General features: G+C 37.3%; 26 protein-coding genes. 6 read left to right on the forward strand and 20 right to left on the reverse strand.

Annotated elements, in window-relative coordinates:
* Positions 1 to 17: 17 nt before the first annotated feature.
* Genes G504_RS0115175 through mraZ form a run of 5 tightly spaced genes read right to left on the reverse strand, consistent with a single transcriptional unit; the run spans position 18 to position 5,187 of the window.
* Positions 18 to 1,481 carry a UDP-N-acetylmuramoyl-L-alanyl-D-glutamate--2,6-diaminopimelate ligase gene (locus tag G504_RS0115175; RefSeq protein ID WP_019671048.1) on the reverse strand — a complete coding sequence of 488 codons (1,464 nt, stop codon included), beginning with the start codon at positions 1,479 to 1,481 and terminating at the stop codon, positions 18 to 20.
* Positions 1,478 to 3,484 (reverse strand): penicillin-binding protein, encoded by a 2,007-nt coding sequence (locus G504_RS0115180; RefSeq protein WP_026348618.1) that lies wholly within the window; start codon positions 3,482 to 3,484, stop codon positions 1,478 to 1,480. Before G504_RS0115180 ends, G504_RS0115175 begins: the two co-directional genes overlap by 4 nt.
* Before the next feature lie 3 nt (positions 3,485 to 3,487).
* The gene (locus G504_RS0115185; RefSeq protein ID WP_019671050.1) at positions 3,488 to 3,805 is read right to left on the reverse strand and encodes an FtsL-like putative cell division protein; all 318 of its coding nucleotides are present in this window, start codon (positions 3,803 to 3,805) and stop codon (positions 3,488 to 3,490) included.
* A 34-nt stretch (positions 3,806 to 3,839) separates the two neighbouring features.
* On the reverse strand, positions 3,840 to 4,745 hold the full coding sequence (gene rsmH / locus G504_RS0115190; protein WP_019671051.1) for a 16S rRNA (cytosine(1402)-N(4))-methyltransferase RsmH: 906 nt from the start codon (positions 4,743 to 4,745) through the stop codon (positions 3,840 to 3,842).
* On the reverse strand, positions 4,723 to 5,187 hold the full coding sequence (gene mraZ, locus G504_RS0115195) for a division/cell wall cluster transcriptional repressor MraZ (RefSeq protein ID WP_019671052.1): 465 nt from the start codon (positions 5,185 to 5,187) through the stop codon (positions 4,723 to 4,725). Before mraZ ends, rsmH begins: the two co-directional genes overlap by 23 nt.
* A 269-nt stretch (positions 5,188 to 5,456) precedes the next feature.
* Between mraZ and G504_RS0115205 the strand changes: the two genes are divergently transcribed.
* Together G504_RS0115205 and yihA are read left to right on the forward strand one after the other, a co-directional pair.
* A complete protein-coding gene (locus G504_RS0115205) occupies positions 5,457 to 6,221 on the forward strand; it encodes an alpha/beta fold hydrolase (protein ID WP_019671054.1) in 765 nt (254 codons plus the stop codon).
* Positions 6,222 to 6,234: 13 nt separating this feature from the next.
* Positions 6,235 to 6,846 carry a ribosome biogenesis GTP-binding protein YihA/YsxC gene (yihA, locus tag G504_RS0115210; RefSeq protein ID WP_019671055.1) on the forward strand — a complete coding sequence of 204 codons (612 nt, stop codon included), beginning with the start codon at positions 6,235 to 6,237 and terminating at the stop codon, positions 6,844 to 6,846.
* Between the two features lie 10 nt (positions 6,847 to 6,856).
* Here the strand turns inward: yihA and G504_RS0115215 are convergent, their stop codons facing one another.
* Positions 6,857 to 7,246 carry a hypothetical protein gene (locus G504_RS0115215; protein WP_019671056.1) on the reverse strand — a complete coding sequence of 130 codons (390 nt, stop codon included), beginning with the start codon at positions 7,244 to 7,246 and terminating at the stop codon, positions 6,857 to 6,859.
* A 107-nt stretch (positions 7,247 to 7,353) separates the two neighbouring features.
* Between G504_RS0115215 and G504_RS0115220 the strand changes: the two genes are divergently transcribed.
* Positions 7,354 to 8,970: an alkaline phosphatase D family protein gene (locus tag G504_RS0115220; protein ID WP_019671057.1), complete on the forward strand. Its 1,617-nt coding sequence runs from the start codon at positions 7,354 to 7,356 to the stop codon at positions 8,968 to 8,970.
* Here G504_RS0115220 and gldC read toward each other — a convergent pair.
* Positions 8,967 to 9,305: a gliding motility protein GldC gene (gldC, locus tag G504_RS0115225; RefSeq protein ID WP_019671058.1), complete on the reverse strand. Its 339-nt coding sequence runs from the start codon at positions 9,303 to 9,305 to the stop codon at positions 8,967 to 8,969. The two genes, G504_RS0115220 and gldC, sit on opposite strands and share 4 nt — an antisense overlap.
* Positions 9,306 to 9,308: 3 nt before the next feature.
* Positions 9,309 to 10,271, reverse strand: coding sequence for a gliding motility lipoprotein GldB (gene gldB / locus G504_RS0115230; protein WP_019671059.1), 963 nt, complete (start codon positions 10,269 to 10,271; stop codon positions 9,309 to 9,311).
* Between the two features lie 91 nt (positions 10,272 to 10,362).
* On the opposite strand from gldB, the gene nadE reads away from it, so the two are divergent.
* Together nadE and G504_RS0115240 are read left to right on the forward strand one after the other, a co-directional pair.
* Positions 10,363 to 11,151, forward strand: coding sequence for an NAD(+) synthase (gene nadE / locus G504_RS0115235; protein ID WP_026348620.1), 789 nt, complete (start codon positions 10,363 to 10,365; stop codon positions 11,149 to 11,151).
* 167 nt (positions 11,152 to 11,318) lie between these two features.
* Entirely contained in the window at positions 11,319 to 11,948 is a 630-nt protein-coding gene (locus G504_RS0115240; protein ID WP_019671061.1) for a response regulator transcription factor, read from the forward strand.
* Between the two features lie 91 nt (positions 11,949 to 12,039).
* On the opposite strand, the gene dnaG is transcribed toward G504_RS0115240, so the two are convergent.
* Positions 12,040 to 14,019 (reverse strand): DNA primase, encoded by a 1,980-nt coding sequence (dnaG, locus tag G504_RS0115245; protein WP_019671062.1) that lies wholly within the window; start codon positions 14,017 to 14,019, stop codon positions 12,040 to 12,042.
* 118 nt (positions 14,020 to 14,137) lie between these two features.
* Between dnaG and G504_RS0115250 the strand changes: the two genes are divergently transcribed.
* Positions 14,138 to 14,374 carry a zinc-ribbon domain-containing protein gene (locus tag G504_RS0115250; protein WP_019671063.1) on the forward strand — a complete coding sequence of 79 codons (237 nt, stop codon included), beginning with the start codon at positions 14,138 to 14,140 and terminating at the stop codon, positions 14,372 to 14,374.
* Positions 14,375 to 14,471: 97 nt separating this feature from the next.
* On the opposite strand, the gene G504_RS0115255 is transcribed toward G504_RS0115250, so the two are convergent.
* The 11 genes from G504_RS0115255 to G504_RS0115310 all read right to left on the reverse strand — a co-directional run bounded on the left by G504_RS0115255 (position 14,472) and on the right by G504_RS0115310 (position 24,555).
* Entirely contained in the window at positions 14,472 to 15,554 is a 1,083-nt protein-coding gene (locus G504_RS0115255) for a hypothetical protein (RefSeq protein ID WP_019671064.1), read from the reverse strand.
* A gap of 89 nt (positions 15,555 to 15,643) precedes the next feature.
* A complete protein-coding gene (locus G504_RS0115260) occupies positions 15,644 to 16,387 on the reverse strand; it encodes a hypothetical protein (protein ID WP_019671065.1) in 744 nt (247 codons plus the stop codon).
* Positions 16,374 to 16,937 carry an RNA polymerase sigma factor gene (locus G504_RS0115265; RefSeq protein ID WP_026348621.1) on the reverse strand — a complete coding sequence of 188 codons (564 nt, stop codon included), beginning with the start codon at positions 16,935 to 16,937 and terminating at the stop codon, positions 16,374 to 16,376. The genes G504_RS0115260 and G504_RS0115265 overlap by 14 nt, the downstream gene beginning before the upstream one ends.
* 115 nt (positions 16,938 to 17,052) lie before the next feature.
* Positions 17,053 to 18,030 carry a polyprenyl synthetase family protein gene (locus G504_RS0115270; RefSeq protein WP_019671067.1) on the reverse strand — a complete coding sequence of 326 codons (978 nt, stop codon included), beginning with the start codon at positions 18,028 to 18,030 and terminating at the stop codon, positions 17,053 to 17,055.
* 158 nt (positions 18,031 to 18,188) lie between these two features.
* Positions 18,189 to 19,232 (reverse strand): 23S rRNA (adenine(2503)-C(2))-methyltransferase RlmN, encoded by a 1,044-nt coding sequence (rlmN, locus tag G504_RS0115275; RefSeq protein WP_019671068.1) that lies wholly within the window; start codon positions 19,230 to 19,232, stop codon positions 18,189 to 18,191.
* Positions 19,233 to 19,310: 78 nt separating this feature from the next.
* Positions 19,311 to 20,360, reverse strand: coding sequence for a tRNA preQ1(34) S-adenosylmethionine ribosyltransferase-isomerase QueA (gene queA, locus G504_RS0115280; RefSeq protein WP_019671069.1), 1,050 nt, complete (start codon positions 20,358 to 20,360; stop codon positions 19,311 to 19,313).
* A gap of 86 nt (positions 20,361 to 20,446) precedes the next feature.
* Complete coding sequence (locus G504_RS0115285) at positions 20,447 to 21,676, reverse strand: 3-phosphoshikimate 1-carboxyvinyltransferase (RefSeq protein ID WP_019671070.1); 1,230 nt, start codon at positions 21,674 to 21,676, stop codon at positions 20,447 to 20,449.
* Between the two features lie 36 nt (positions 21,677 to 21,712).
* Positions 21,713 to 22,039 carry a nucleotide pyrophosphohydrolase gene (locus G504_RS0115290; protein WP_019671071.1) on the reverse strand — a complete coding sequence of 109 codons (327 nt, stop codon included), beginning with the start codon at positions 22,037 to 22,039 and terminating at the stop codon, positions 21,713 to 21,715.
* The gene (gene dtd, locus G504_RS0115295; protein ID WP_019671072.1) at positions 22,036 to 22,491 is read right to left on the reverse strand and encodes a D-aminoacyl-tRNA deacylase; all 456 of its coding nucleotides are present in this window, start codon (positions 22,489 to 22,491) and stop codon (positions 22,036 to 22,038) included. The genes G504_RS0115290 and dtd overlap by 4 nt, the downstream gene beginning before the upstream one ends.
* Positions 22,488 to 23,438, reverse strand: a complete 951-nt coding sequence (rsgA, locus tag G504_RS0115300) for a ribosome small subunit-dependent GTPase A (protein WP_019671073.1) — start codon at positions 23,436 to 23,438, stop codon at positions 22,488 to 22,490. Before rsgA ends, dtd begins: the two co-directional genes overlap by 4 nt.
* 442 nt (positions 23,439 to 23,880) lie before the next feature.
* Complete coding sequence (locus G504_RS0115310) at positions 23,881 to 24,555, reverse strand: head GIN domain-containing protein (RefSeq protein ID WP_026348622.1); 675 nt, start codon at positions 24,553 to 24,555, stop codon at positions 23,881 to 23,883.
* Positions 24,556 to 24,609: the final 54 nt, after the last annotated feature.

Genomic DNA, 24,609 nt, shown 5'->3' on the forward strand with positions numbered 1-24,609 from the left:
ACGTTATCTATTTCTTGTTACTTATTTAAACCGGTTAGCACTTCTTTTACAATTTTAAAATCATCAAAATCGGTTCGTTCACCATTTGTTTCCTGATAGGTTTCGTGACCCTTACCGGCGACCAGAATAATATCATTAGGAACCGCAAGCTGACAAGCAGTTTTTATAGCCTGATTTCGATTTTCAATTGATAATACTTTGTTGACATTCTGCGGTTCAACCCCAGATTCCATCTCTTCAATTATAATTAGTGGCGGTTCAGATCGTGGGTTATCAGAAGTAAAAATTACCTTATTGCTCATTGCTGAAGCGATATGACCCATTACCGGACGCTTAGACCTGTCACGATCACCACCACACCCCACTACGGTGATGACGTTTTCATTTCCAGTCCTCAATGCATTGATTGTCTCAAGTACATTTTTTAACGCGTCCGGCGTATGGGCATAATCAACAATAGCCGTTATTCTTTCTTTAGATATAAAATACTGAAACCTTCCGTCTACATTTTCCAATTCACTTAACAACCTGAGGGTTTCAAGTTTTTCCAATCCCAACAAGTCTGCGGTGGCATATATTGCCAGGATATTGTATGCATTAAAATGACCTATTAACCGTGTCCATAGCTCATTATCATCAATTTTTAACAACTGACCATTAAACTGATTTTCCAAAATCTGGGCCCTGTAATCAGCATAACTTTTCAAGGCATAAGTGTATTTTTTTGCTTTGGTGTTTTGCAGCATCACAAGCCCGTTTTTATCATCGATATTTGTTAAGGCAAATGCTCTTTTAGGTAAATCGTCAAATAATTTCTTTTTTGTATCCCTGTATTCGGCAAATGTTTTGTGATAATCCAGGTGGTCATGTGATAAATTGGTAAATATTGCTCCCTCAAACACCAGGCCTTCTGTCCTTTTTTGATGAATACCATGGGAACTTACTTCCATAAAACAAAATTCAACGCCTGCCTCATTCATCAAAGCGAGATAATGATTAATAGTCATAGCATCCGGAGTGGTATGGGTGGCGGGAAATTCTTTATTATCGACCATTATTCTGATGGTCGACAACAGGCCCACTTTATATCCTGCCTTTTTAAACAACTGATACAACAAACTGCTAACCGTAGTCTTGCCGTTTGTTCCGGTAACACCTACAAGCTTCAGGTTTTTGGATGGATTATCATAGAAATTCGATGCCATAATAGCAAGGGCCTGGTTGGCATCAGGAACTTCCACATAAGTTATATCATTGACCAAATCTCCGGGAAGATCTTCACATACAATGGAATTAGCTCCGGCTTCTATGGCTTTATCAATATATTTATGCCCATCGGTTAAAGTACCCTTGATGGCTACAAAAACATTACCCTCAGCCACGTTTCTGGAATCAAAACAAATAGTATTTACTAATACCCCGGTTGATCCGCTCACAGCAGTAAGACTAACACCATACAATATGTCCTTCAGGGGCTTCATGAAAGTTCCAATATTATTTTCTTTACTTTTTTTAGATCTGTTCCCTTGGAAATTGATTGTTTTTTTACCTTTCCATTTCCTTTTACTTCTACCTCCAGGCCCATGTTTTCAAGGATAGAAATTGCATCCATTCCGCTCATGCCTTTCACATCGGGCATTTGATTGTAATTTTTTTGCGCGACTGTATAGTAGCTTTGAAAACTTGCCTCTAAATCATCGTTTGAAGGTTCCAGATTTTCTATTTCGTCAATCAATGGGTTGTTGGCATAAATCTTTCTGGCGATGGATTTAAATACAGGCCCGGAGACATCAGCCCCATAGTAGCCCACGCTTTTATCTGGTTCATGGATCACTACTATGCAGGAGTACTTTGGTTCATCTGCAGGGAAATAACCTGCAAATGTTGATATATATCTCAATTTATCAGGGTCGCGTGCGACATAGTTTTTTTGAGCTGTACCTGTCTTGCCGGCCATTGAAAAGTTTGGGGAATATAGACGATGTCCGGTTCCATGTTCTTTTTCCACCACATTCTTCAATAAGTCTTTTACCTGTTTTGCTGTCTCCTTTGAGCAAATAGCCCCATTAATGACTTCTTTATCAAACGTATAAATGGTTTTGTTCCATTCCTTAACCTCTTTTATTAATCTGGGGCGAACTAATTGGCCATCATTTGCTATGGCATTGTAAAAGGCAAGGGTCTGCAGCGGTGTTAAGGAAACTTCATAGCCGTGAGACATCCAGGCGAGGGAAATACCAGACCATCCCTTGTCGCCGGGATATCTGATTACGGGCTTTCCTTCTCCTTTTATGGGCATCCCAAGTTCCTGATGAAGCCCCATAGACATAAGTCGATCTACATAAACAGATGGTTCTTCTTTATAACTGTTATGAATCATTTTTGCGAAAGCTGTATTTGAAGAAACTTCAAATGCCTTTGCCATAGATATTTTTCCGTAACCTCCATGTTTTGAATCTCTGACAGTTCTATCGTAAATTCTCCAACGTCCTTTTTCAGTATCAATAACAGTGCTTGTGTCTATCTTTTGATCTTCCAGGGCGGCGACCAGGGACATTAATTTAAAGGTAGATCCAGGTTCATGAGATTCGCCAATTGCATAATTCAATCTTTCGTAATATTTACCATCTTCCGTCCTTCCAAGATTAGAAATTGCTTTTACTTCCCCTGTTTTAGTTTCCATAACGATCACACATCCATGATCTGCTTTATACTTTTCCAATTGAGTCAGTAGTCCATGATGTGCAATATCCTGAATATTGATATCGATGGTCGAAACCACATCATACCCGTCTTTAGGTTCTACAATATTGTCCAGGCCAATTGGCTTCCATTGCCCTTTTGCAATCTTCTGCTTTAGTCTCTTCCCTTCTATTCCTCTTAAATAATTACCAAAGGCACCCTCAAGACCTACCCTGGTCACATAGCCATTTTCATCAAATTTTTCATATCCCACACTTCTTTCCGCTATTTTTCCCAAAGGATGTTCTCTCACGGTTTTTTGTTCTGCAATAAAACCACCCCTGTTTGGTCCTTTATTAAAAAGTGGAAATTCCTTTACCTGCATATAATCTGAATAGTCAAGATTCCTGGCCACTAAAGCGTATCTGTTTTTATTGCCTTTTGCTTTTCTTAGTATTTGCTCATAATGGGCGGAAGGTTTCCCAAACAGGTTTGACAAGGCATCACACAAAGGCTGTATTTCCTCCTCAAAATCTGAATTTTTTACGGTAACCGCATCAAAACGTATTGTATATCTGGAGACTGATGTGGCTAACAAACTACCGTCATCTGAATAGAGATTTCCCCTGTTTGGCGCAATTGTAAAAAGCCTTTCTGTACGTTGAAGGGCCATCTCCTTGTACTTATTACCATGCACCATTTGAATACTGACGAGTTTTACTGCCACTGCAAGTGCAAAAACAAACAGACACGCTGAAACTATATAAAGTCTGGTAAGTATTTTTTTTTCTGTGATCGCCACTTATTATTTATTAGTTTTTACCTTAATTTTTTTTGGTGGTGCTTCAGAAGGAAAAAGACCTTCGTCCTTCACATAGTCCGTAACTGTTGATTCTAATTTCAATCGTTGCACATCTGAACGCATATCAACGAATTCGTTCTTTAATTCTTTAACCTCTTCATTTAATGCAGCAACCTGATGTACTTTTTTGTCTGCACTGTGAGAACTTGCAATCATTATAGTAGCCAAACCGGAAGCAAAAATTATAAAAAGCCAATTTTTCGGAGCATCACCACTCACCAGGAACTTGCCTTTTAAAATATCTATGATTCCCTTTCTCATGTGTTTTGTATTGTTTTTAATCTAAATCCAAAATTTATATTCGTTCTGCTATTCGCAATCTTGCACTGCGTGCTCTGCTATTCCTGGCTATTTCGTCGGCTGAAGGAACTATTAATTTGCCTACCTTCTTAAAGGGCACATTAATATTTCCGTAAAAATCCTTTTCTGCTTCACCTGAAAAACTACCTGCCCGAATGAATCTTTTAACAAGTCTGTCCTCCAAAGAGTGATAGCTGATTAAACTTAACCTTCCGCCTTTATCCATTATCTCCGGAGTTTGTAACAAAAATTCTTCTATTGCCACTAATTCCTGATTTACTTCAATGCGTATTGCCTGATATATCTGTGCCAAAATCTTGTTTTCCCTGAACTTCGGCAGAAAATCCTTAAGTACCATTTTTAAGTCGGTCGTTGTTTTTACAGGTGATTTTTCCCGTTGCGCAACAATTGTTTTAGCCATTGCATCTGCTCGTCGTAAATCGCCATATCGGAACAATACATTCCTTAGATCATCATAGGTATATGAATTAACCACTTCATAGGCGCTCTTTTTATTTCTGGAGCTCATCCTCATATCCAGGTCAGCATCAAAACGGGTTGAAAAACCTCGTTCAGCCTTATCGAACTGATGCGAAGAAACCCCGAAGTCTGCCAAGATTCCATTTACTTTCCTAATGCCATAGAACTTCAAAAACTGCTTTATATATCTAAAATTTTCATTGATCAGGGTAAACCTGTCATCAGCTATCGTATTTTTTAAAGCTTCCTCATCCTGATCAAATGCAAACAAAGCGCCTTCATTACCCAATCTTCTTAAAATCTCCCTGGAATGCCCACCCCCACCAAAGGTTACATCTACATAAATTCCATTCTCCAATATGTTGAGCCCGTCAACAGATTCTTTTAATAAAACAGGGTTATGATAGTTCGTCTCCATCATCTCCCATTACCTCTTCCGCTAATTCCGCAAAATTTTCTGCGGTTTCATCAATTACTTTTTCATAACTCTTCTTATCCCAAATTTCAATAATGTTTATAGCCGAACTCAAAACCACTTCTTTGCTAATTCCTGCAATGGAAACGAGGTTTTTGGGTATAAGCAATCTACCTGTCCCATCTATTTCCAAGGGTTTCACCCCGGCTGAAAACCGCCTGATAAAATCATTGTTCTTCTTCTTGAACCTGTTCTTTTTATTCATTTTTTCCATTAACAGATTCCATTCATCCATAGGGTACAATTCAAGACAAGGTTGAAATACGGAGCGTTTAATGACAAAGCCCTTGTTTAGAACAGGGGCCATCTGATTTTTTAGAGTAACGGGTATCATTATCCGTCCTTTGGCATCAGCTTTACAATCATATGTTCCTATAAAACTTATCACTTAAATCGGCTGGTTTTCTAATATAAACTCAAATATATAGAAATTATTACCACAATTTACCACAATTTACCACTTTGTTGATAAAAAATTCTGAAAAAAATGAGAAGTGTACTGCAAAGTCCGGCCATTTTAAAAAGTTTCAAAAATTGCGGAAGGACTTTATTTCTAAATAAAACATTGGTATTGTAAAGGTATCCTCTTTTTTCGAAAAGCATAGGTATTATGCGGAAATGCCTATATTTGCCCACTGAAGACAGAAGCAGCATTTAATGGAAGAGCACATTAAAAAAGAAGGTAAATATAAGTTTATTGAGATAGGAGAAGGAACTCCTATGATTATTCTTCACGGTCTTATGGGAGGGCTCAGTAATTTTCATGGTGTAACGGATTATTTTCCCAAGAAGGGCTACAAAGTCTTAATTCCTGAATTACCAATCTACTCTTTGCCATTATTAAAAACCAATGTAAAAAACTTTGCAAGATTCCTTGAAAAATTTATTGAGCACAAAGGTTTAAAAGATGTAATATTATTAGGAAATTCACTTGGAGGTCATGTAGGTTTATTACATACAAAGCTTTATCCAAAAATGGTTAAAGCTCTTGTTATTACCGGTAGTTCCGGACTCTACGAAAGTGCCATGGGCGATGGTTATCCCAAGCGAGGCGATTATGAATTCATTAAAAAGAAGGCGCAGGATGTATTTTATGATCCTGAAGTTGCTACCGATGAAATTGTTGACGAAGTCTTTGCTACGGTAAATGACAGAAGCAAATTAGTAAAGACACTGGCTATAGCCAAAAGTGCAATAAGGCATAATATGTCGAAGGATTTACCAAAAATGAAGACCCCAACTTGTATTATTTGGGGTGAAAATGATTCGGTAACACCACCGAATGTTGCCCGGGAATTTCACGAATTACTACCGGATTCAGATCTCTTCTGGATAAAAAAGTGCGGTCATGCCCCTATGATGGAACATCCAGACGAATTCAATGTCATTCTGGATCAATGGTTGCAAAAACGCAAATTCTAATACACTTTATATCATGAAGATAAAGTCTGCCGACTTTTTAATGAGCAACTCAAGTGTAGAGAAGTGCCCCAACCAGCCTTTGCCGGAATATGCCTTTATAGGGAGGTCTAATGTTGGAAAATCTTCCCTTATAAATATGCTAACCGCTCGCAAAAGCCTTGCGAAAACATCAGGAAGACCGGGTAAAACCCAACTTATCAATCATTTTAAAATAAATGACCAATGGTTCCTGGTAGACCTTCCCGGATATGGATATGCCCGTGTATCTAAAAGGGATAAAAAAACATTTCAGAAATATATCACCGATTACTTCCTTAAAAGAGAACAATTGGTTTGTGCGTTTTTATTAATTGATATAAGACACGAAGCCCAGAAAATAGATCTTGAATTTATGCAATGGATGGGTGAAAATGGTGTTCCGTTTTCTATAATATTTACCAAAGCAGATAAACTGAAGCCCGGAGCGATCGAAAGAAATGTCAAAAACTACCTGGATCAACTCCTTTCAGGAGTCTGGGAAGAAGTCCCAAAACATTTTATTACTTCTTCGTCAAATGGCATGGGCAGGGAAGAGGTTTTAGACTATATCGGGGAAATAAATGAAAGTTTCTTTGAGAGAATATAAAGCAGCTACCCTAGACTTCAATTTCCTTACCCCTCTTATTGATCAAATCAATTAAGGCTTCCATATTTTCCAGTTCATTGAGTTCTGTAGCAGAAACAAATACCTGTAGTTGGTCATTTATCGCTATCAGAACAATTGGAAACTCGAATTTATGTCCAAATTTAGAAGCGTACTGTTTTTTAAATTCATCCTTATATAAAAACTCCATGCCCCATTTTTTTTCTTCCCGGAATTTCCTCCATGCTTTTCTCTCTTTAAACACTCCAAAGGTCAAATCACAGAGATTACACTGATACGTATTCGGGCTCAATGCTTTATGAGCAGCATCTAAAAGAGCATTTCTCAATCCTGAATTGGCATTATAAATAAAAATTAGCCGGGCCTCCTGATGGTTTTCCATAAATAAATTTATACATTTAATAAGTACTGAAAATGCTCTTTACAACTTATTTCTCAGACAGTTAAAATACTCAATCCTTACAAATTATATCTTAAATCAACTCTTCTATGTGTAAACTTATAAAATGTTGTCTGCTATTGTTTATCCTGCAATTCCATTCAGGCTATGCTCAGGCTCAAGCGACTCCACTTTCCTCCCCATTTAAAAATATAGATACTCTAGCTACCAATGACTGGTGGAACAGAGCTCCTAATGAAATTATCAATCTTAAAGTAAACAGAGATAGTGTTGTAGCTTTCGGACTTTATACCGTGCATGCCAATGTCCTTAAATTAACTGCTCAACTTTATCCCCTTTATCCCAATGAGACCAGGACAATTAGTTTGGCTTTATACAAAGATGGAAAATGGAACACGGTTCAAAAACAAAATGTAAATGAATTAGGCTGGTCTGCACTTTTCAGGATAGAAAACTGGGACTATTCAGAAGATACCAAATACAGAATAAATCACGGCGAGGGAGCCTATTTTGAAGGAACAATCCGTAAAAATCCAGATTATAAGAATGAAATAGTAATGGCCGCGCTTTCATGTAATTCAAACAAGGACCGGGGGTTGAGGGAAAATTATGTAAGGAATATAAATTACCAGGATCCGGATATCCTGTTTTTTGCCGGCGACCAGTCCTATGATCATACGGAGCATACGGCCGCCTGGCTAAAATTCGGACTTCAATTCAGGGAAACTTTCAGAAACAGGCCCTGTATTACCATTCCTGATGACCACGATATTGGGCAGGGCAACCTTTGGGGAGAAAATGGTAAATTATCTACAGCCGAAGGAAGCAGCGATGGTGGGTATAGGTATCACCCCGAATATGTAAAAATGGTGGAGAGGTGCCAAACCGGTCATCTTCCCGATCCTTATGACCCAACCCCTATTGAACAAGGTATTGGTGTATACTACACGAATCTTATTTTGGGCGGTATCGATTTTGCCATACTTGAAGACCGAAAATTCAAATCGGGACCAGAAGGGAAGATTCCTCAGCAAGGTCCGCGACCAGATCACATCAGGAATCCCGACTACAATCCGAAGTCCATCGATTTGCAGGGTCTGACTTTACTGGGCGAAAGACAACTTAACTTTTTAAAAGACTGGGGGGCTACAAAATCTGAGGCCATGAAAGTGGTTTTATCACAAACCGGATTTTGTGGAGGTGCCCATATCCATGGATCCATGGATAACAGATTACATGCAGATCTGGATTCCAATGGCTGGCCACAAAGTGGCAGAAACAAAGCATTAGCGCTGATAAAAAATGCAAATGCGGTTCATATAGCAGGAGACCAACACCTTGCTACTGTTATTCAACATGGAATACAGGACTATGGAGATGGACCATGGGCGTTTGTAGTTCCTGCAATAGTAAATGACTATTACAGCAGGTGGTGGTGGCCGGAAGATGAAAAAGCGGGGGCAAATCCGAATAAGAATACTGCACTACCCTGGACTGGTGATTATTTAGATGGTTTTGGAAATAAGATAAGTATGATGGCCTATGTAAATCCTGAAAGTCCATCGAGTGGAGCAGGCTACGGCCTTATCAGATTTAACAAAAAAGAGAAGAATATAACCTTTGAATGCTGGCCAAGAAATACTGATGTTACCAAAGCTGAGGCAGCGCAATTTGAAGGATGGCCAATTACCATAACCGTGGATTAATCCTTTTTTAATTCGAGCTTCTCTGCGAAATAATCGCAAAAATCCTTCATCGTTGAGGTCATTTTTTCGTCCTGGGTAGCTTTCATAAAAGTATCGGACATTGCCATCAGGGTTTGATGAAAGAAAACTTTCATTTCATCCACAGGCATATCTTTGGTCCACAAGTCTATTTTTAAGGACTCCTGCTTCTTACTGTCCCACACCGACAATAACATAGCTTTAGCCTCTTCGTTTACAATCCCGCCGTCTTCTGCGGACCAGGTAAGTTCTTCAGGAACGCGATTTTCATCCAGGCCAACTTTAAGTGTTATTTGTGAAGTATGTAATTTTCCCATGATCTATTTTTTCGGTTTGTAATTTGACTTTTTAAAAATCTCTTCGGCAGATAATTCGAATAATTGATTCAGTTCCACTTCATTGTTATTCATAAAAGCCCTTACTATTTGCCATCCCATATAGCGACCCAGCCTACCCGGAGATTCATTATCCAGTTCCAGCCTGAATTTTGAAAACGGGGCAGGATCCAAAAACCTGGGAACCAACATATTGTCGGTACTGTAGAGTATTTCCTGTTCTATGAAATAACGCCAAATCTGTTCTTCATTGGCCTGTGCCCATTCCAATTCCTCGGTTGTATATACGATTTTCTGAGCATCTGTGGCCAGAGGCATCAACATATCTTTCAGATATAATTCTTTCCCATAATATATCATCTGTGCTAAAAATGTGCGGTCAGAAGGAAAACGGAGCCTGGTTTTATTAAAAGCACTTGCAACATCACTTATCAAATAATCTTTATCAAGTCCGGCTGCAATATATTGTTCTATTCCACCATAGAACCTGTGATCTTTACCAAGATAATTATCCAGGCCAATTAGTAATAGTGTATCCGCCAAAATTACCCGGTTGGAATAATCTACATCAGAAATAACCGTAATTACCTTTGGCACTTTATAATTGGGGAAATAATACAGAATATGCTTAAACAAAAGTTCCAGATCTGCCGTTTCCCTGGCAAAATCTGGAAATTCCTCATTAACTTCACTTAATAATTCCTTCTGTAACGTATCATTCAGTTTGGCAATCCAGACACTATCGGAATACTTTTTGGGAAAAAGATAAGGAAATTCATTCTTTAGTAAAGGTATGTCTCCAGGTTTTGCTTCAGCAAATTGTTTGTCAAATCGGATCACAGCAAGATTTATCCGGATCTTTGAAACATCTTCAGATACTCCTGTCTCATTTTTACAGGAATAGAACCCGAAAAGAATAAATAAAACAACAAAAAATCTTGTTTTCATATAAAGTAATGGCACTTCAGTTTTATTATTAAGCCTGCAGGCTTTATTTTTATCGCAACAAAGTTAATATTTCCACATAATAATGTACCCTATGCAAACAGAAAAGGTAATAGATCATATTGTAAACTGGTTAAGAACATATGCCACCCAGGCAAAAATCAATGGTTTCGTTATAGGTGTATCGGGTGGAATAGACTCTGCTGTTACTTCAACCTTATGCGCAAAAACCGGTTTTGACTTATTATGCATCGAAATGCCAATTCATCAAGGGGCAAATCAGGTGACACGAGCATCTAACCATATTGCCTGGTTACAGCAGAATTTTGATAATGTATCCAGACAACCTGTAAATCTCACTCCGGTATTTGATAACCTGGTTGCGGCACTGCCGGCAGTTGATAATGAAGAAGACAGATTTATGTCTTTGGCTAATACCCGTGCAAGACTGCGAATGACAACACTCTATTATTTTGCCGCATTGAAGAATTATCTGGTTGCAGGGACAGGTAATAAGGTAGAGGATTTTGGAATTGGTTTCTACACCAAATATGGTGATGGTGGGGTTGACCTCAGTCCTATTGCCGATTTGCTTAAAACTGAGGTCTATGAAGTAGCTGAATATTTGGGTATTAATGAAGAAATTATTATTGCTCCTCCTACAGATGGTTTGTGGGGAGACTCAAGAACAGATGAGGATCAGATTGGGGCCTCTTATCCTGAGTTGGAATGGGCTATGGAAATGAATAATAAAGGAAAGCAAGCCGATGATTTCAGTGGAAGAGAAAAAGAAGTCTTTCTTATCTTTAAAAGATACAACACCATGAATCAACATAAGATGCTTCCCATACCTGTTTGTGAAATTCCTGACAACCTAAAATAACATCTTGACTAAGAATCAGTTAATTAAGACGAATATTAACTGCATTTTTCCCAATTATTGATAAAAAAAGTACACTTTTGTTTAAGTAATTAGATTATTTAACCTTACATTGCATGTCAGTATTTTTAGACATGCAATAGTTTTAAAATCTACAAAAACCAATCAAAATGATAAAAGTTTTAATTGCAGATAGTCATCCAATAGTCAGAATGGGAATAAAGAATGTTTTAAATTCTGCATCCGGTTTTGAAGTTATTGGTGATGTTGCCACTACTACTGAACTTTTTACAAAATTAGAGACCTTAGATCCGGAAGTAATTATACTGGAAATGGACATTCCGGAAATAAATGGAATAGCAACTTTGAGAAAACTTAAACAAGAATATCCGGAGTTAAGGGTATTAATTTATAGTGGTCAGTCTGAAGACGTATATGCACTTAGCACTATTAGGGCAGGGGCGTTCGGCTATCTTTCAAAAACTGCGGACCTGGATTACATAATTACTGCCGTTAGAAAAGTAAGTGAAGGCAATATGTTTATTACTAATGAATTAGCACAAAGGCTGGCGTTCGATGAAGGCACTCAAAAACCGCGTAGGTTTTTTAGAAAATTGTCTACCAGAGAAGTCGAGGTTCTAAAGCTTCTGGCCAGTGGAAAGCGAAATAAAGAAGTTGCCTTAGGTTTAAATTTAAATGAAAAAACCGTTAGTACCTATAAAGCACGTTTAATGAAGAAATTAAATGTTGATAATCTTGTAGATTTGCTTCAACAAGCGAAGGCGCTGGAATTGTATTAAGCTCAGATCAAGAAATAGTACTAACCCTGACCAATGTGTCGGGGTTTTTTATACTCCTTAGGTGTAAATTGAAATAAGTTGCCTGCAGATTTCAGGAAAGAACCCTATTCAACTTCTTGTTTAAGAGTTTATTTAATTGAAGGTAATTCATTATCTCTTCCAAAGTCTCCTGGTGATCATCATTACTATCCTCCGTATTCTCCTGCAGGGAGGTGATCCGTTTTTTAATCAGAAAGCATCTTAAAGTTAAAATTGTTTCACTTACTAACTGAGAAATACTTTTTTCTTTGTCTTTTGGGTAGATGTCCTTTCTCTCCCAGTGATGCAGCTCATATTTTTCTTCCTCCATTAGTATGGACGAGATTTGAGATACCATTTCCTGATCTAGCTCAGTCATAAAGGCAGATATGGAAAAATCTTCTTTTTCATTCAAGCCTTCTATTAATTTGTAATAGATGTTTCTGAATTTGTCATGGGTAAGTTCTATCTCATCTTCCTGAAGGTCCAAATACACCTTTTCATATACCTTTGCTTCCATATTTTCCGGCTCCAGCACAAGATCCCCTGACTCATTTTCTTTTAAAATCAGGTCTTCAAATTCCTGAAGTTCATTCCCGTATAGCAGAAGCATTTCTATTATCTTCTTTTCCAACTCATATTGCACATCCAGTTTCTCCTCTCTCTGGCTATGCTTAACCACCTCAAATGCTTTTTGTTGCTGTCTGGCAATTGTAGCCGCATCTGTTTGTTCTTTCCTTCCAATCTGTGCAAGGGTATTAAACAAAACATCTTCTGAGATATTCATTATATGAGCACATTCCTGAATATAGATTTCACGTTTTATCCTATCGGGAATTTTAGAGATGCTGTTTACGATTTCACGTATAGTATCGGCCTTTTTTATTGGGTCATTCGCAGCATCCTCAGCCAGTAATGATGTTTTAAACTGTATAAAATCCTTGGCATTCTCTTTAAGGTAAAGCGTAATCTCCTCCAGTTCATTTTTCCTGGCAAAACTATCGGGGTCTTCTCCTTCGGGAAAGGTGCACACTTTTACATTCATTCCCTGCTCGAGAATAAGATCAATCCCTCTCAATGACGCTCTCAATCCTGCTGCATCGCCGTCGAATAAAACTGTAATGTTTTTAGTTAACCTATTTATTAATCGGATTTGCTCTGATGTAAGGGCCGTACCACTGGAAGAAACCACATTATGTATTCCTCTTTGATAAAGTTGGATTACATCTGTATAGCCTTCTACCAAATAACAATTATCTTCCCTGGCAATCGCCTGCTTTGCATAATAGATACCATATAGCACTTTGCTTTTATGATATATTTCGCTTTCGGGGGAATTTAAATATTTAGCAGCTTTTTTTTCATTGGAAAGTATCCTGCCTCCAAAACCCAAAACACGGCCACTCATAGAATGGATAGGAAACATCACTCTACCCTTAAATCTGTCAAATTTTTTAGAGACTCCGGGGTTGTTATTGTCTTCCTTAACAATTGTAAGTCCTGTCTTCTGCAAAAATTCCAGTTGATACCCTTCTTCAAGAGCAGAATTGGTAAATGCATCCCATTGGTCCAGGCTATAGCCCAGCCCAAATTTTTTGATGATCTCATCTGTAAACCCCCTTTCCCTGAAATAAGTAAGGCCAATAGCCTTACCCATTTCCTTCTCCCAAAGGGTATTTTTAAAATACTCCTTTGCATATTCAGATACCAGGTACATGCTTTCACGTTCGTCCGCCTGGGCTTTTTGTTCATCTGTACGCTCCGTTTCTTCAATTTCTATATTGTATTTCCTGGCCAGGTATTTAATAGCTTCGGGGTAGGTAAAATGTTCATGCTCCATAAGGAATGCCACAACATTGCCCCCTTTGCCACTGCTAAAGTCCTTCCATATTTGTTTTACAGGCGATACCATAAAACTTGGGGTTCGTTCATCAGTAAAAGGACTCAAACCCTTAAAATTAGAGCCAGATTTCTTTAGTTGCACAAAATCCCCAATTACCTCCTCCAGGCGCGCGGTTTCATAAACTTGATCTATTGTGAATTTTGAAATCAATGTGTTAAATATTTACCTTGTAAAAATAAGAAAATTGAATACTTTAAATTACAGTATTTTTAGAATTCAAACCGTTTGGAAATGATTAATTTTCTTTGGAAAAATAACAAATTTTATGATGATATTATTCTTTGGAATCAGGCCCGGAAAAACAATAAGCATAGACTTGAAACAGCTAAAGTGTCCTCATTGTAATCAGAATGATACACTTACCGGCGAAAGTACCCCTAATTTTTTTCATTTATTCTGGATTCCGATTTTTCGTGTAACAACAACTCAGGCAGTACATTGCAGTCATTGCAAAAAAGTGTATTACAAAGAGGAATTTACAAAAGAAATGAAAGCTGCTTTTTAGCGATAAATTACAAAGCAATGCCAAATAACAGCTTTCAAACATAAAATTTAACCTGAACTAACCCAAAAAAAAATGGGATTTCTAGTTTTTAAATCCTTCAAATAGCGAAGCGAAGACCAAAAGATATATTGCGTTGTTCGTCAGAAGGACTCTTAAAAATAGGATTAAGATCGTATTTAACATAGACGGAGAAGCAATTGACTCCCATATAACCACTAAGGCCATATATAAAAGGACTACTGTTTAACCCCCCCTTTATTTTTGTCTTTCTGTTAGATCCGTCCTGATCGTATTTTAGCTTTTGCCGGGTTCCCATATTAAGACCTCCATATGCCCCTACCCCTATTCTAAATTGATCTTTTAATGAATACCTAATCCTATTCTCAGATCTGGTAGTTTTAAAGGGTCCGAATTCAAAATGAATTGGAAATACCAGATTATCCATTCTTAACTTCGACTTACTTAAAGGGTATTCAAATGGAGCCTGTACAGTTTTTCCTTCGTCATCCACTACATAGTACAGGTTATCCTGTGATTTTAAGCCATTAAATTGAAAGGAAAATCCATAATGGAACCGCATAAAATTAGTATTATTAAAAACTCTTGTTCGCCAGGTCCAGCCTATTTCAAAAAATCTGCTACCCCAAACCTTATAGGGCGTATCATTAAGAGACTGGCCCTTAATAATAGCATTATTCAATCCAAAAGCAAAAACCAGGTCTGAATAGGTTCTGCGATCATATTTTGCCTTATCCGTAAAAATATCCCATTCTTCATCATCTATTTTTATCCAAACATCGTCATCTATTTTTATGGACACCCCAGTCTCCTCCTCCCTGTCAATGGTACTGTCATCTTCTCCTAAATCATCGTCCTTATTTCGTTCTAACAGGGCAATCTTATTATCAATTATAGCAAGTCTGTTCTCAATATTCAATGCGCGCCTCCTGGCCGCATCTTCCTTTAGTTCAGTTGCCTCTTCGGCATTAATGCTTCCTCTCTCCAATCGTTTATCAATGACTTCTACTTCATCTTTTAATGCTTCTTTTTCCTCTTGTGTGATTTTTTCTTTCTGTTCTTTCAGATCTTGTATCTTGTCTTTGTAATTGTCCTGTGCCACCACGGAATTGGTTATAATAGCAATTAAAACAAATACTAAATAGGTACTGATTGTTTTCATTTTGATTTATTTTTAATGATTGATGAATAAACTCCATACAGATTCCTGAAAATCCGATAAAGATATTTTAGAATCGCTGGTTTATAAGATTAATTATTACGATCCGCAACTGCTGTTCTGACTTTGTTGTATCCTGACTTAAGTTTCTGGAGAATCTTATCCCGGAATGACTGATCTAATTCATCTTCCACCTGTGCAAGCAGCGCTTCCGGATTAACAGAATTATCAGAATTATTGCGTTTTTCTGTTAAAATATCTTCCTCCGCCATTTCTAAAAGGAAATCTACTTCTTTATCTGTAAGTTCTTCGTTGTTCTCTTCATGGACAGAAACAATAGTTATTACCTCTTCTGTTTTTATATCAACTAATGCATTCGGATCTTCTGGTACCTCATTTCGGTTACCACCGGCATTTACCAATAGAGTTTCTTCAACTATTACCATTTTCTTTTTGGGTTCTTTTTTAGCAACTTCAGATGATTCTGCATCATCTGCTTTAAAGGAATCTTTAACTTCTATCATTGAGCTTTCTTCTTCGGCAAGAGGCACTTTAGTAAGTTGTTCTTTTTCAATATCAGCAACAGAGGTTGAAGGTTGAGGAACAATTTGCATCTCCTGATTTAAATCTGCATCATCAGCTGTATAGTAAAGTACGGATAGCAGCAATACTCCTATAAAACCAGCCGCAATCGCAAACCTGAAATATCCGTTATTCTTTGGTTTGGTATCCTGACCAATCTGTCCTTTAATTTTATGCCAGGCAGCTTCTGAAGGTTTAATTTCAGTTTCCTTTAAGGTCTTCTTAATATGATCTTCAAATTTAGTGGGTTCCATAGCCGAGTATACTTTGTTCTTTTAACTTATCCTGCAATAATCTCCTGGCTTTAAACAGTTGGGATTTTGATGTCCCTTCCGTAATGTCAAGCATTTCTGCAATTTCTGAGTGCTTATATCCCTCTACCACATAAAGCACAAATACCATTTTATAACCCTCGGGCAATTCGTCTATGAGCTTCTGAATATATTCAATATCCATAGGAGAAGAAATGGTAATCTGGTTTGGCGAGTTGTACTCATAAACCTCATCATCGAAGACTACAAATTGTTTTTTTCTAAGATAGGTGATGGCTTCTCTAACCATAATTTGTCTGATCCAACCTTCAAAACTTCCTTCATGTTTAAATGAATTTAGATTTTTAAAGACTTTTACAAATCCATTGATCATCACATCTTCTGCATATTGAAGATCCCTGATATAGCGCCTGCACACTCCAAGCATCTTAGGTGAAAACTTCTCATATATAGCTCTTTGTGCATTCGGATGGCCTGAAATTGCTTTCCTTATCAGCACTTTTTCATTATTGTAAAAAGAAATAATTTTCAAGCGTTTCATTTTAGTCTTCTATAGATATAGACGATTTGGGAATAAAAAACGTTGCCCGAAACCCGAAATTATGGAGAATTAATTCATAACAATTTGTAAATGCGGTGATTAGAAATTATATTTTTCTTTCCACCACATAATTTACCATAAGTCTAAGAGCATCTTTATATTCAGAATCCGGGTAGGTACTTAAAAGTTTCAGAGCTTTATCCTTAAATTCATTCATTTTGGTTTCTGCATAAGAAAGGCCACCCTTTGCCTTTACCAGGGCAATTACTTCTTTGACACGGGACTTGTCCTTATTGTAATTTTTTACAGAATTAATAAGCCACTTTTTCTCTTTGGGGGAACTGTTGTTAAGTACATATATTAAAGGCAGGGTCATTTTTTGCTCCTTAATATCAATTCCTGTAGGTTTACCAATTTTTTCCGCACCATAATCGAAAAGGTCATCTTTTATCTGAAATGCCATCCCGCAAAACTCTCCAAACTTGCGGAAAGTTTCAACATCCTGGCTATCCGGCTTCACAGAACACGCCCCAAGACTGCAACATGCTGCTATCAGGGTTGCTGTTTTCTGTCTGATTATTTCATAATATACTTCTTCAGTAATATCTAATCTTCTGGCTTTATCTATTTGAAGTAATTCTCCTTCACTAATTTCCCTTATCGCTACCGAAATAATTTTAAGTAAATCAAAATCTTCATACTCTACAGACAGTAACATGCCTTTGGAAAGCAAATAATCTCCAACCAGGACTGCGATTTTATTTTTCCACAGTGCATTTATGGAGAAAAATCCCCTGCGCTTGTAACTATCATCAACCACATCATCATGCACCAGAGAAGCCGTATGTATTAATTCTATCACAGATGCTCCACGATAAGTCCTTTCATTAACTTGCCCGTTATTAACCAGTTTAGCGGTCAGAAAAACAAACATTGGTCTCATTTGTTTTCCCTTCCGGTTTACTATATAATACGTGATCCTGTTAAGAAGAGCCACTTTAGTGGACATGGAGTCACGGAACTTTTTTTCGAAAAGTTCCATTTCTTCATTGATCGGTTCTGTTATTTGCGCGACAATTTTCAAAAGAATTCATTTTACCAATGATGAACGATAAATTTAGGGAAAATAAGTAGGGGAATGAAGTGAGTATAAAGAAATAAGAAATTCATTCTGATCCTTTATTCAATTAAGTTTTTCCTACACGACAAACTCTTTAGAATTAAAAGAAATTGTGATTTTAACTATAAAGATTTGTTGGCTAATTGTCCGCAAGCTGCATCGATATCTTTGCCTCTTGACCTTCGAACTGTAACTATTATTCGATTTTTTTCAAGTGCCTCTACATATTTATCTATGGCTTCATTAGATGCCTGTTTAAAGCTGGAATCATCTATCGGATTATACTCTATCAGATTTACCTTTGAAGGTGCAAATCTACAAAACGCCAAGAGTGCTTTAATGTCCTTATCCCTATCATTAATACCTTCCCATACAACGTACTCGTAGGTAATCCTGCTTTTTGTTTTTGAATACCAGTATATCAAAGAATCTCTCAACTCTTTTAAATTAAAGGTAGCATTGAAAGGCATAATAGATGTGCGTACTTCCTCGATGGCAGAATGAAGAGAAACAGCAAGTTTAAATTTAACTTCGTCATCCGCAAGCTTCCTTATCATCTTTGGAACGCCCGAAGTAGAAACAGTAATTCTTTTTGGAGACATCCCAAGTCCTTCGGGAGAAGTTATCTTTTCTATTGCCTTTAAAACATTATTGTAATTCATTAGTGGCTCACCCATACCCATAAAAACAATATTACTCAAAGGCCTGTTAAAATAGAGTTCACTTTCATTATTGATTGCCACCACCTGATCATAAATCTCATCCGGATTAAGATTGCGCATTCTTTTTAATCTTGCCGTAGCACAAAATTTGCAATCCAAACTGCAGCCTACCTGGCTGGAGACACATGCGGTGGTTCTTTCTTTTGACGGGATAAGAACTGACTCTACAACCAATCCATCATGTAAACGAACGGCATTCTTTATTGTGCCATCAGAACTTTTCTGTAATTGATCAACTTTTATATGATTGATCACAAATTGTTCTTCCAGTTTTTTACGTGTTTCCTTGGAGATATTGGTCATATCATCAAATGAATGCGCGGATTTCTGCCACAGCCATTCATAAACCTGGGACCCCCGGAAAGCCTCCTCGCCACGACTTTTAAAAAACTCCCGAAGTTGCTCTTTGGTAAGGGCTCTGATATCTTTTTTCTTTGAAACCATTTTTTAATTAAAAAAAATCCTGCCAGTCCTATTATAAAACAGGTAATGGCAGGATTCTTTATTTAAATAATACATTATTTATATGATGAGCATAGCGTCACCGTATGAGTAAAATTTATACCCTTCAAGTATTGCTTCTTTGTATGCCCTTTTCATTAGGTCATGACCCATAAATGCCGAAACCATCATTAAGAGGGTAGACTTTGGCAGATGAAAATTGGTTACCATAGCATTGGCTATACTAAAATCATAAGGCGGGAATACAAATTTATTTGTCCAGCCATCATACGTATTCAGAGTATGTTCAGAGGAAACAGCACTTTCCAGACCTCTCATTGCGGTTGTTCCAACAGCACAAATTCTTTTCTTCTTAAGTTTAGCTGAATTAACAATCTCTGTAGCTTTCTCATCAATCACCAATTCTTCACTATCCATTTTATGCTTGGAAAGATCTTCCACTTCTACAGGGTTAAAAGTGCCCAGACCTACATGAAGTGTAAGTTCGGCAAACTGAACTCCCTTTATTTCCAGACGTTTTAGTAAATGTTTGGAAAAATGCAGTCCGGCCGTAGGTGCTGCAACAGCTCCTTCGTGTTTTGCATATATGGTTTGGTAGCGAGACTCATCTTCTGGCTCAACTTCTCTTTTAATATATTTTGGCAGAGGCGTCTCACCTAATTCTCTTAATTTTCTTCTAAAGTCGGTATAAGATCCGTCATAAAGAAATCGTAGTGTCCTTCCTCGTGAAGTGGTATTGTCAATGACTTCAGCTACCAAATTTTCATCGTCTCCAAAGTAAAGTTTATTACCTATTCTGATCTTTCTGGCAGGATCTACCAGAACATCCCATAACCTTTGTTCTTCATTTAGCTCACGAAGTAAAAATACTTCTATCCTTGCTCCGGTTTTTTCTTTATTACCATATAATCTTGCCGGGAATACTTTGGTATTGTTAAGAACCATTACATCACCTTCATCAAAATAATCAATAAGATCCTTGAACATTTTATGTTCAATTTTACCAGTATCTTTATGAACTACCATTAATTTGGATTCGTCCCTGTGTTCTGCCGGATATTCGGCCATCAGTTCTTTTGGCAATTCAAAACTAAAGTGTGATAATTTCATATGTGAATTTTAATTCGCCTTTTTAGCGGCTGCAAATATACAATCCTGAAGTAGGGCTTGTCAAGTAAAAACGCTATTAAATAGCCTTAGAGAGCTTTAATCTTAAATCCAAGTTGCTCCAGATCTTCCCAAAAATCCGGATATGATTTGGTAACTACCTCCGCATCGTTTATTACTATTGCTATTTTTAAAGCCATTGGTGCGAATGCCATAGCCATTCTATGATCATTGTAAGTATCAATTGCAGCGCCGGAAGTTATAGTATTGGAAGATTCCAAAGTTAATGTGTTATTAGTAACGACAATCTTAGCCCCCAGTTTGGAAAGCTCATTTTTTAATGCAACCAGTCTATCCGTTTCCTTTATTTTTAAGGTGTGTAATCCAGTTAAGAGGCATCCAATTCCTAATCCAAAACATGTTACTGCGATGGTCTGTGCCAGATCAGGAGCATTGGCAAGGTCGCATTCAATAGCATCCTGCTCTTGGGGACCAGCCTTAAACAGAACAATGCTATCTTCCTTAAATTCAGTATCAACGCCAAAAAGTTTATAAATTTCTATCAGGATGCTATCGCCTTGCAAGCTATCCCGCCTATAGGAAGACAAACTAATTTTAGTACCTATTTCACTTAAAGCCGCAATACTGTAAAAATAGGAAGCAGAACTCCAATCAGATTCAACAGTTAAGGTTAATTCACCTATAGATTTTTTTGGAAGCACCCTTACTACATTACCCTCAAAAGAACTATTTACTCCTATTTGCTTTAGGAGGCCCAGCGTCATTTTAATATAAGGAATCGAGGTAATTTTCCCCAATAGTTCTAATTCAAGTCCCTTTTCTAAACCCGGGGCAACTAACAATAGAGCAGAGATATATTGACTACTGACATCGGCGGGAAGGCTTACTTTAGATTCAGTGAGATTTTGTCCCCTTATTCTCAATGGCGGAAAGCCTTCATTTTCCAAATAATCAATTTCCGCGCCTAGATTTTTCAATGCATTCACCAGTATTTTAATAGGTCGTTCCTGCATTCGGCTTGAACCGGTAAGAATAACATTTGCTCCTTCCCGGGAAGCAAAAAATGCAGTTAAAAAACGCATTGCTGTGCCTGCGTGGTGAATATCAACCTTTCCTTCTTGTAGACTAATTCCCCGCTTCATTACAGCAGCATCGTCAGAATTAGACAGGTTTTTAATTGTAATTCCAGGGTAGAGTGCCTTTAACAATAATAGCCTGTTGGATTCACTCTTGGAACCTGTAATCTTAATATGTGCGTTCAGGAGTTTATCAGATGGACCTAAGAGACGTAATTTCAAATTAGTGCTGTTTTAAAACCGAATGCAAAGATACTATTATTTCAGTTTTTTGTTGTTCTGATGCCTGTCATGGTCTCGTTTAGCCTTAATATCGAGTTTTCGGTCAAAGGCTTTCTGAAGATCAATACCCGTCTGGTTTGCCAGACATAGAACAACGAAAAGAACATCGGCCAATTCCTCTCCAAGATCCTTTTCCTTATCAGATTCCTTTTCACTTTGTTCCCCGTACCTACGGGCAATAATACGAGCCACTTCCCCTACTTCTTCTGTGAGCTGGGCCATATTTGTTAATTCATTAAAATAGCGGACGCCATGATCTTTTATCCAATTGTCAACTGCTAATTGTGCATCTTCAATTTTCATAAGTCTTTATTTTTTGTATCAATAATTATCGTAACCGGACCATCATTTACCATGGCTACTTTCATATCGGCGCCAAAAATACCGGTGCCTATCTTTTTACCCAAATCGATTTCCATCTGACGAACAAAAGTTTCATAAAGTGGAATGGCGATATCTTGTTTTGCCGCTCTAATATAGGAGGGCCTGTTTCCTTTTTTAGTTGCGGCATGCAATGTAAACTGACTTACCACAATTGCATCTCCGCTGGTTTCCGCTAAAGATAGATTCATAACCCCATTTGGGTCATTAAAAATTCTAAGGTTAACTATTTTCTTTGAGAGCCATTCAATATCATCCATGGAATCAGAATCCTCAATACCTAAAAGTACCATTACACCAAATCCAATTTTGGAGATGGTTTTGTCATTTACGACAACGCTCGCAGATGATACTCTTTGAATTACTGCCCTCATAATTCTTCGTAATTATCCATTCTATAAGTGTCTTCAACCCCTGTTACAATCTGCACATAACTCCGATAGCGACTCAAGGAAATTTCATCATTTTCCAATGCAGCTTTTACCGCACATTTAGGCTCATCTAAATGGAGGCAGTTGTTAAATTTACAATCACCCTTCAATTTAAAAATTTCCGGAAAATAATCTCCGATTTCATCCTTGTCCATATCAACTATTCCAAAGCCCTTAATCCCCGGAGTATCAATAATTCTTGCTCCGAAATTTAAGTCATACATCTCAGCAAAAGTGGTAGTATGTTGACCCTGCAGGTGTTGGTCAGAAATTTCCGTAGTCTTTAAATTTAACTCGGGTGCTATGAAATTAATAAGCGTGGATTTACCCACACCAGAATGCCCTGCAAACATACTCGTATGATCTTTCATTAAGTCCCTTACCTTTTCCACATTCTTTCCTGTTTTTGCTGAAATCTCAATACATGTATAGCCTATTTTACTGTATAAAGCGGCCAAATACCTTACTTCGGCCAGCTCTTTATCATCGTACATATCTATTTTATTGAAAAGAAGTACCGTTTTTATATCATAGGCTTCAGAAGTTACCAGAAAACGATCAATAAAAATAGAATAGGTTTTTGGATTCTTTAGCGTAACCAATAGAAAAACCTGATCAATATTAGCCGCTATGATATGCGTTTGCTTGGAGAGTTTAACTGATTTTCTGATTATATAATTCTTCCTGTCTTCGATTTGGGAAATAACCCCGTTAATCTCGTCACCAATCTTCTCCACTTCAAATACCACAACATCGCCAACGGCAATTGGATTGGTGCTTTTAATTCCTTTAATACGGAACTTTCCCTTTATACGGCATTCATAACTATCTCCCTCTTCCGTTTTTACGGTATACCAACTGCCGGTAGACTTGTAAACAATTCCAAGCATAATTGTTTGTATTTCAATACAAAGAAACGATAATACTTTAATTTGGAACGGTATATTTGGTCAGGAAAGTCCTAAAAAAAGCAATCAAAACGACAAAGTATGAAAAAAAGTAATTTTTATTGCTTTCCTAATTCTAACTGCAACTGTAGAAGTAAATGCATAACAATTTAAAGTAACATCCGGTGTTGAATCTATTATACCTAATGGTGTAGCAAGCTTGCGGATTGTATATACCATGGAAGAAAAAGCCTTTAAAGATATATCTCCACCCAAACGGATGAAGTCAATACAAGAAAAAGATCAGACCATGGTGAGATTCGTGTTAAAAATTATGAGGAAGTTAAACTCCTTAATTTTATAATATTGGCGGGAAATAGTTTGAAACTAATCAATAACAACAAAAAAACCCGGCGTTTGCCGGGTTTTTAAATTACCTAAGAAATTAGTTCTTAAAAACTATTCTTCCACCTGCTAAAGTTGTTTTATTTACTTCTTTTGGGTTCCCATAAACATAGACATCACCTCCTGCTTTAACGTTGATTTCCAACTTATCTGAAGCGTATAGCTCTGCTTCTCCTCCAGCCGATATTTTCACACTTGCTACTTCTGTCAACAATTCCCTGCCTTCAAAAACTCCGCCGGTATTCAAAACAATTATTTGATTTTTTGCCAATCCGGATGCCTCAATTATACCTCCTGTGACCGCTTTCATCTCCACATCTTTTACATCCATTCCAATTTTGATATGTGCTCCTTCCTGGGCCCTTATCTCTATATTTTCCTTTTCTACAAGTTCATTACAAACAATTTTAGCTCCTTCATTTCCATCAATAATCCGAAGATCTGTATAATAAACTTCAACAAATGTGTCTTCACCCTGAAACTTTTCATCCAGTTCCATGCGTAATTTTAAAACTCCATTTTTATTTACGAATTTGATATCGTAAACGTTATGGCCCTTAATGACTATCCGATTCATATCAGACTTAATAAGGTTTACTTCTATTAAGTCATAAACTTTTATCTCCTGAAAGTCGCCTACCTCTTTCTCAAGCATGCTTTGAGAAAAGGAATTAAGAGTAACCAGCATTATGCAAAGTGTTATCAGTGTTTTCATATTTATTTGTGTTACACGTTTTTTTAAAGATTATGGTGTTACCATTTTGTTACA

This window comes from Eudoraea adriatica DSM 19308, assembly GCF_000382125.1.
Taxonomy (GTDB): Bacteria; Bacteroidota; Bacteroidia; order Flavobacteriales; family Flavobacteriaceae; genus Eudoraea; species Eudoraea adriatica.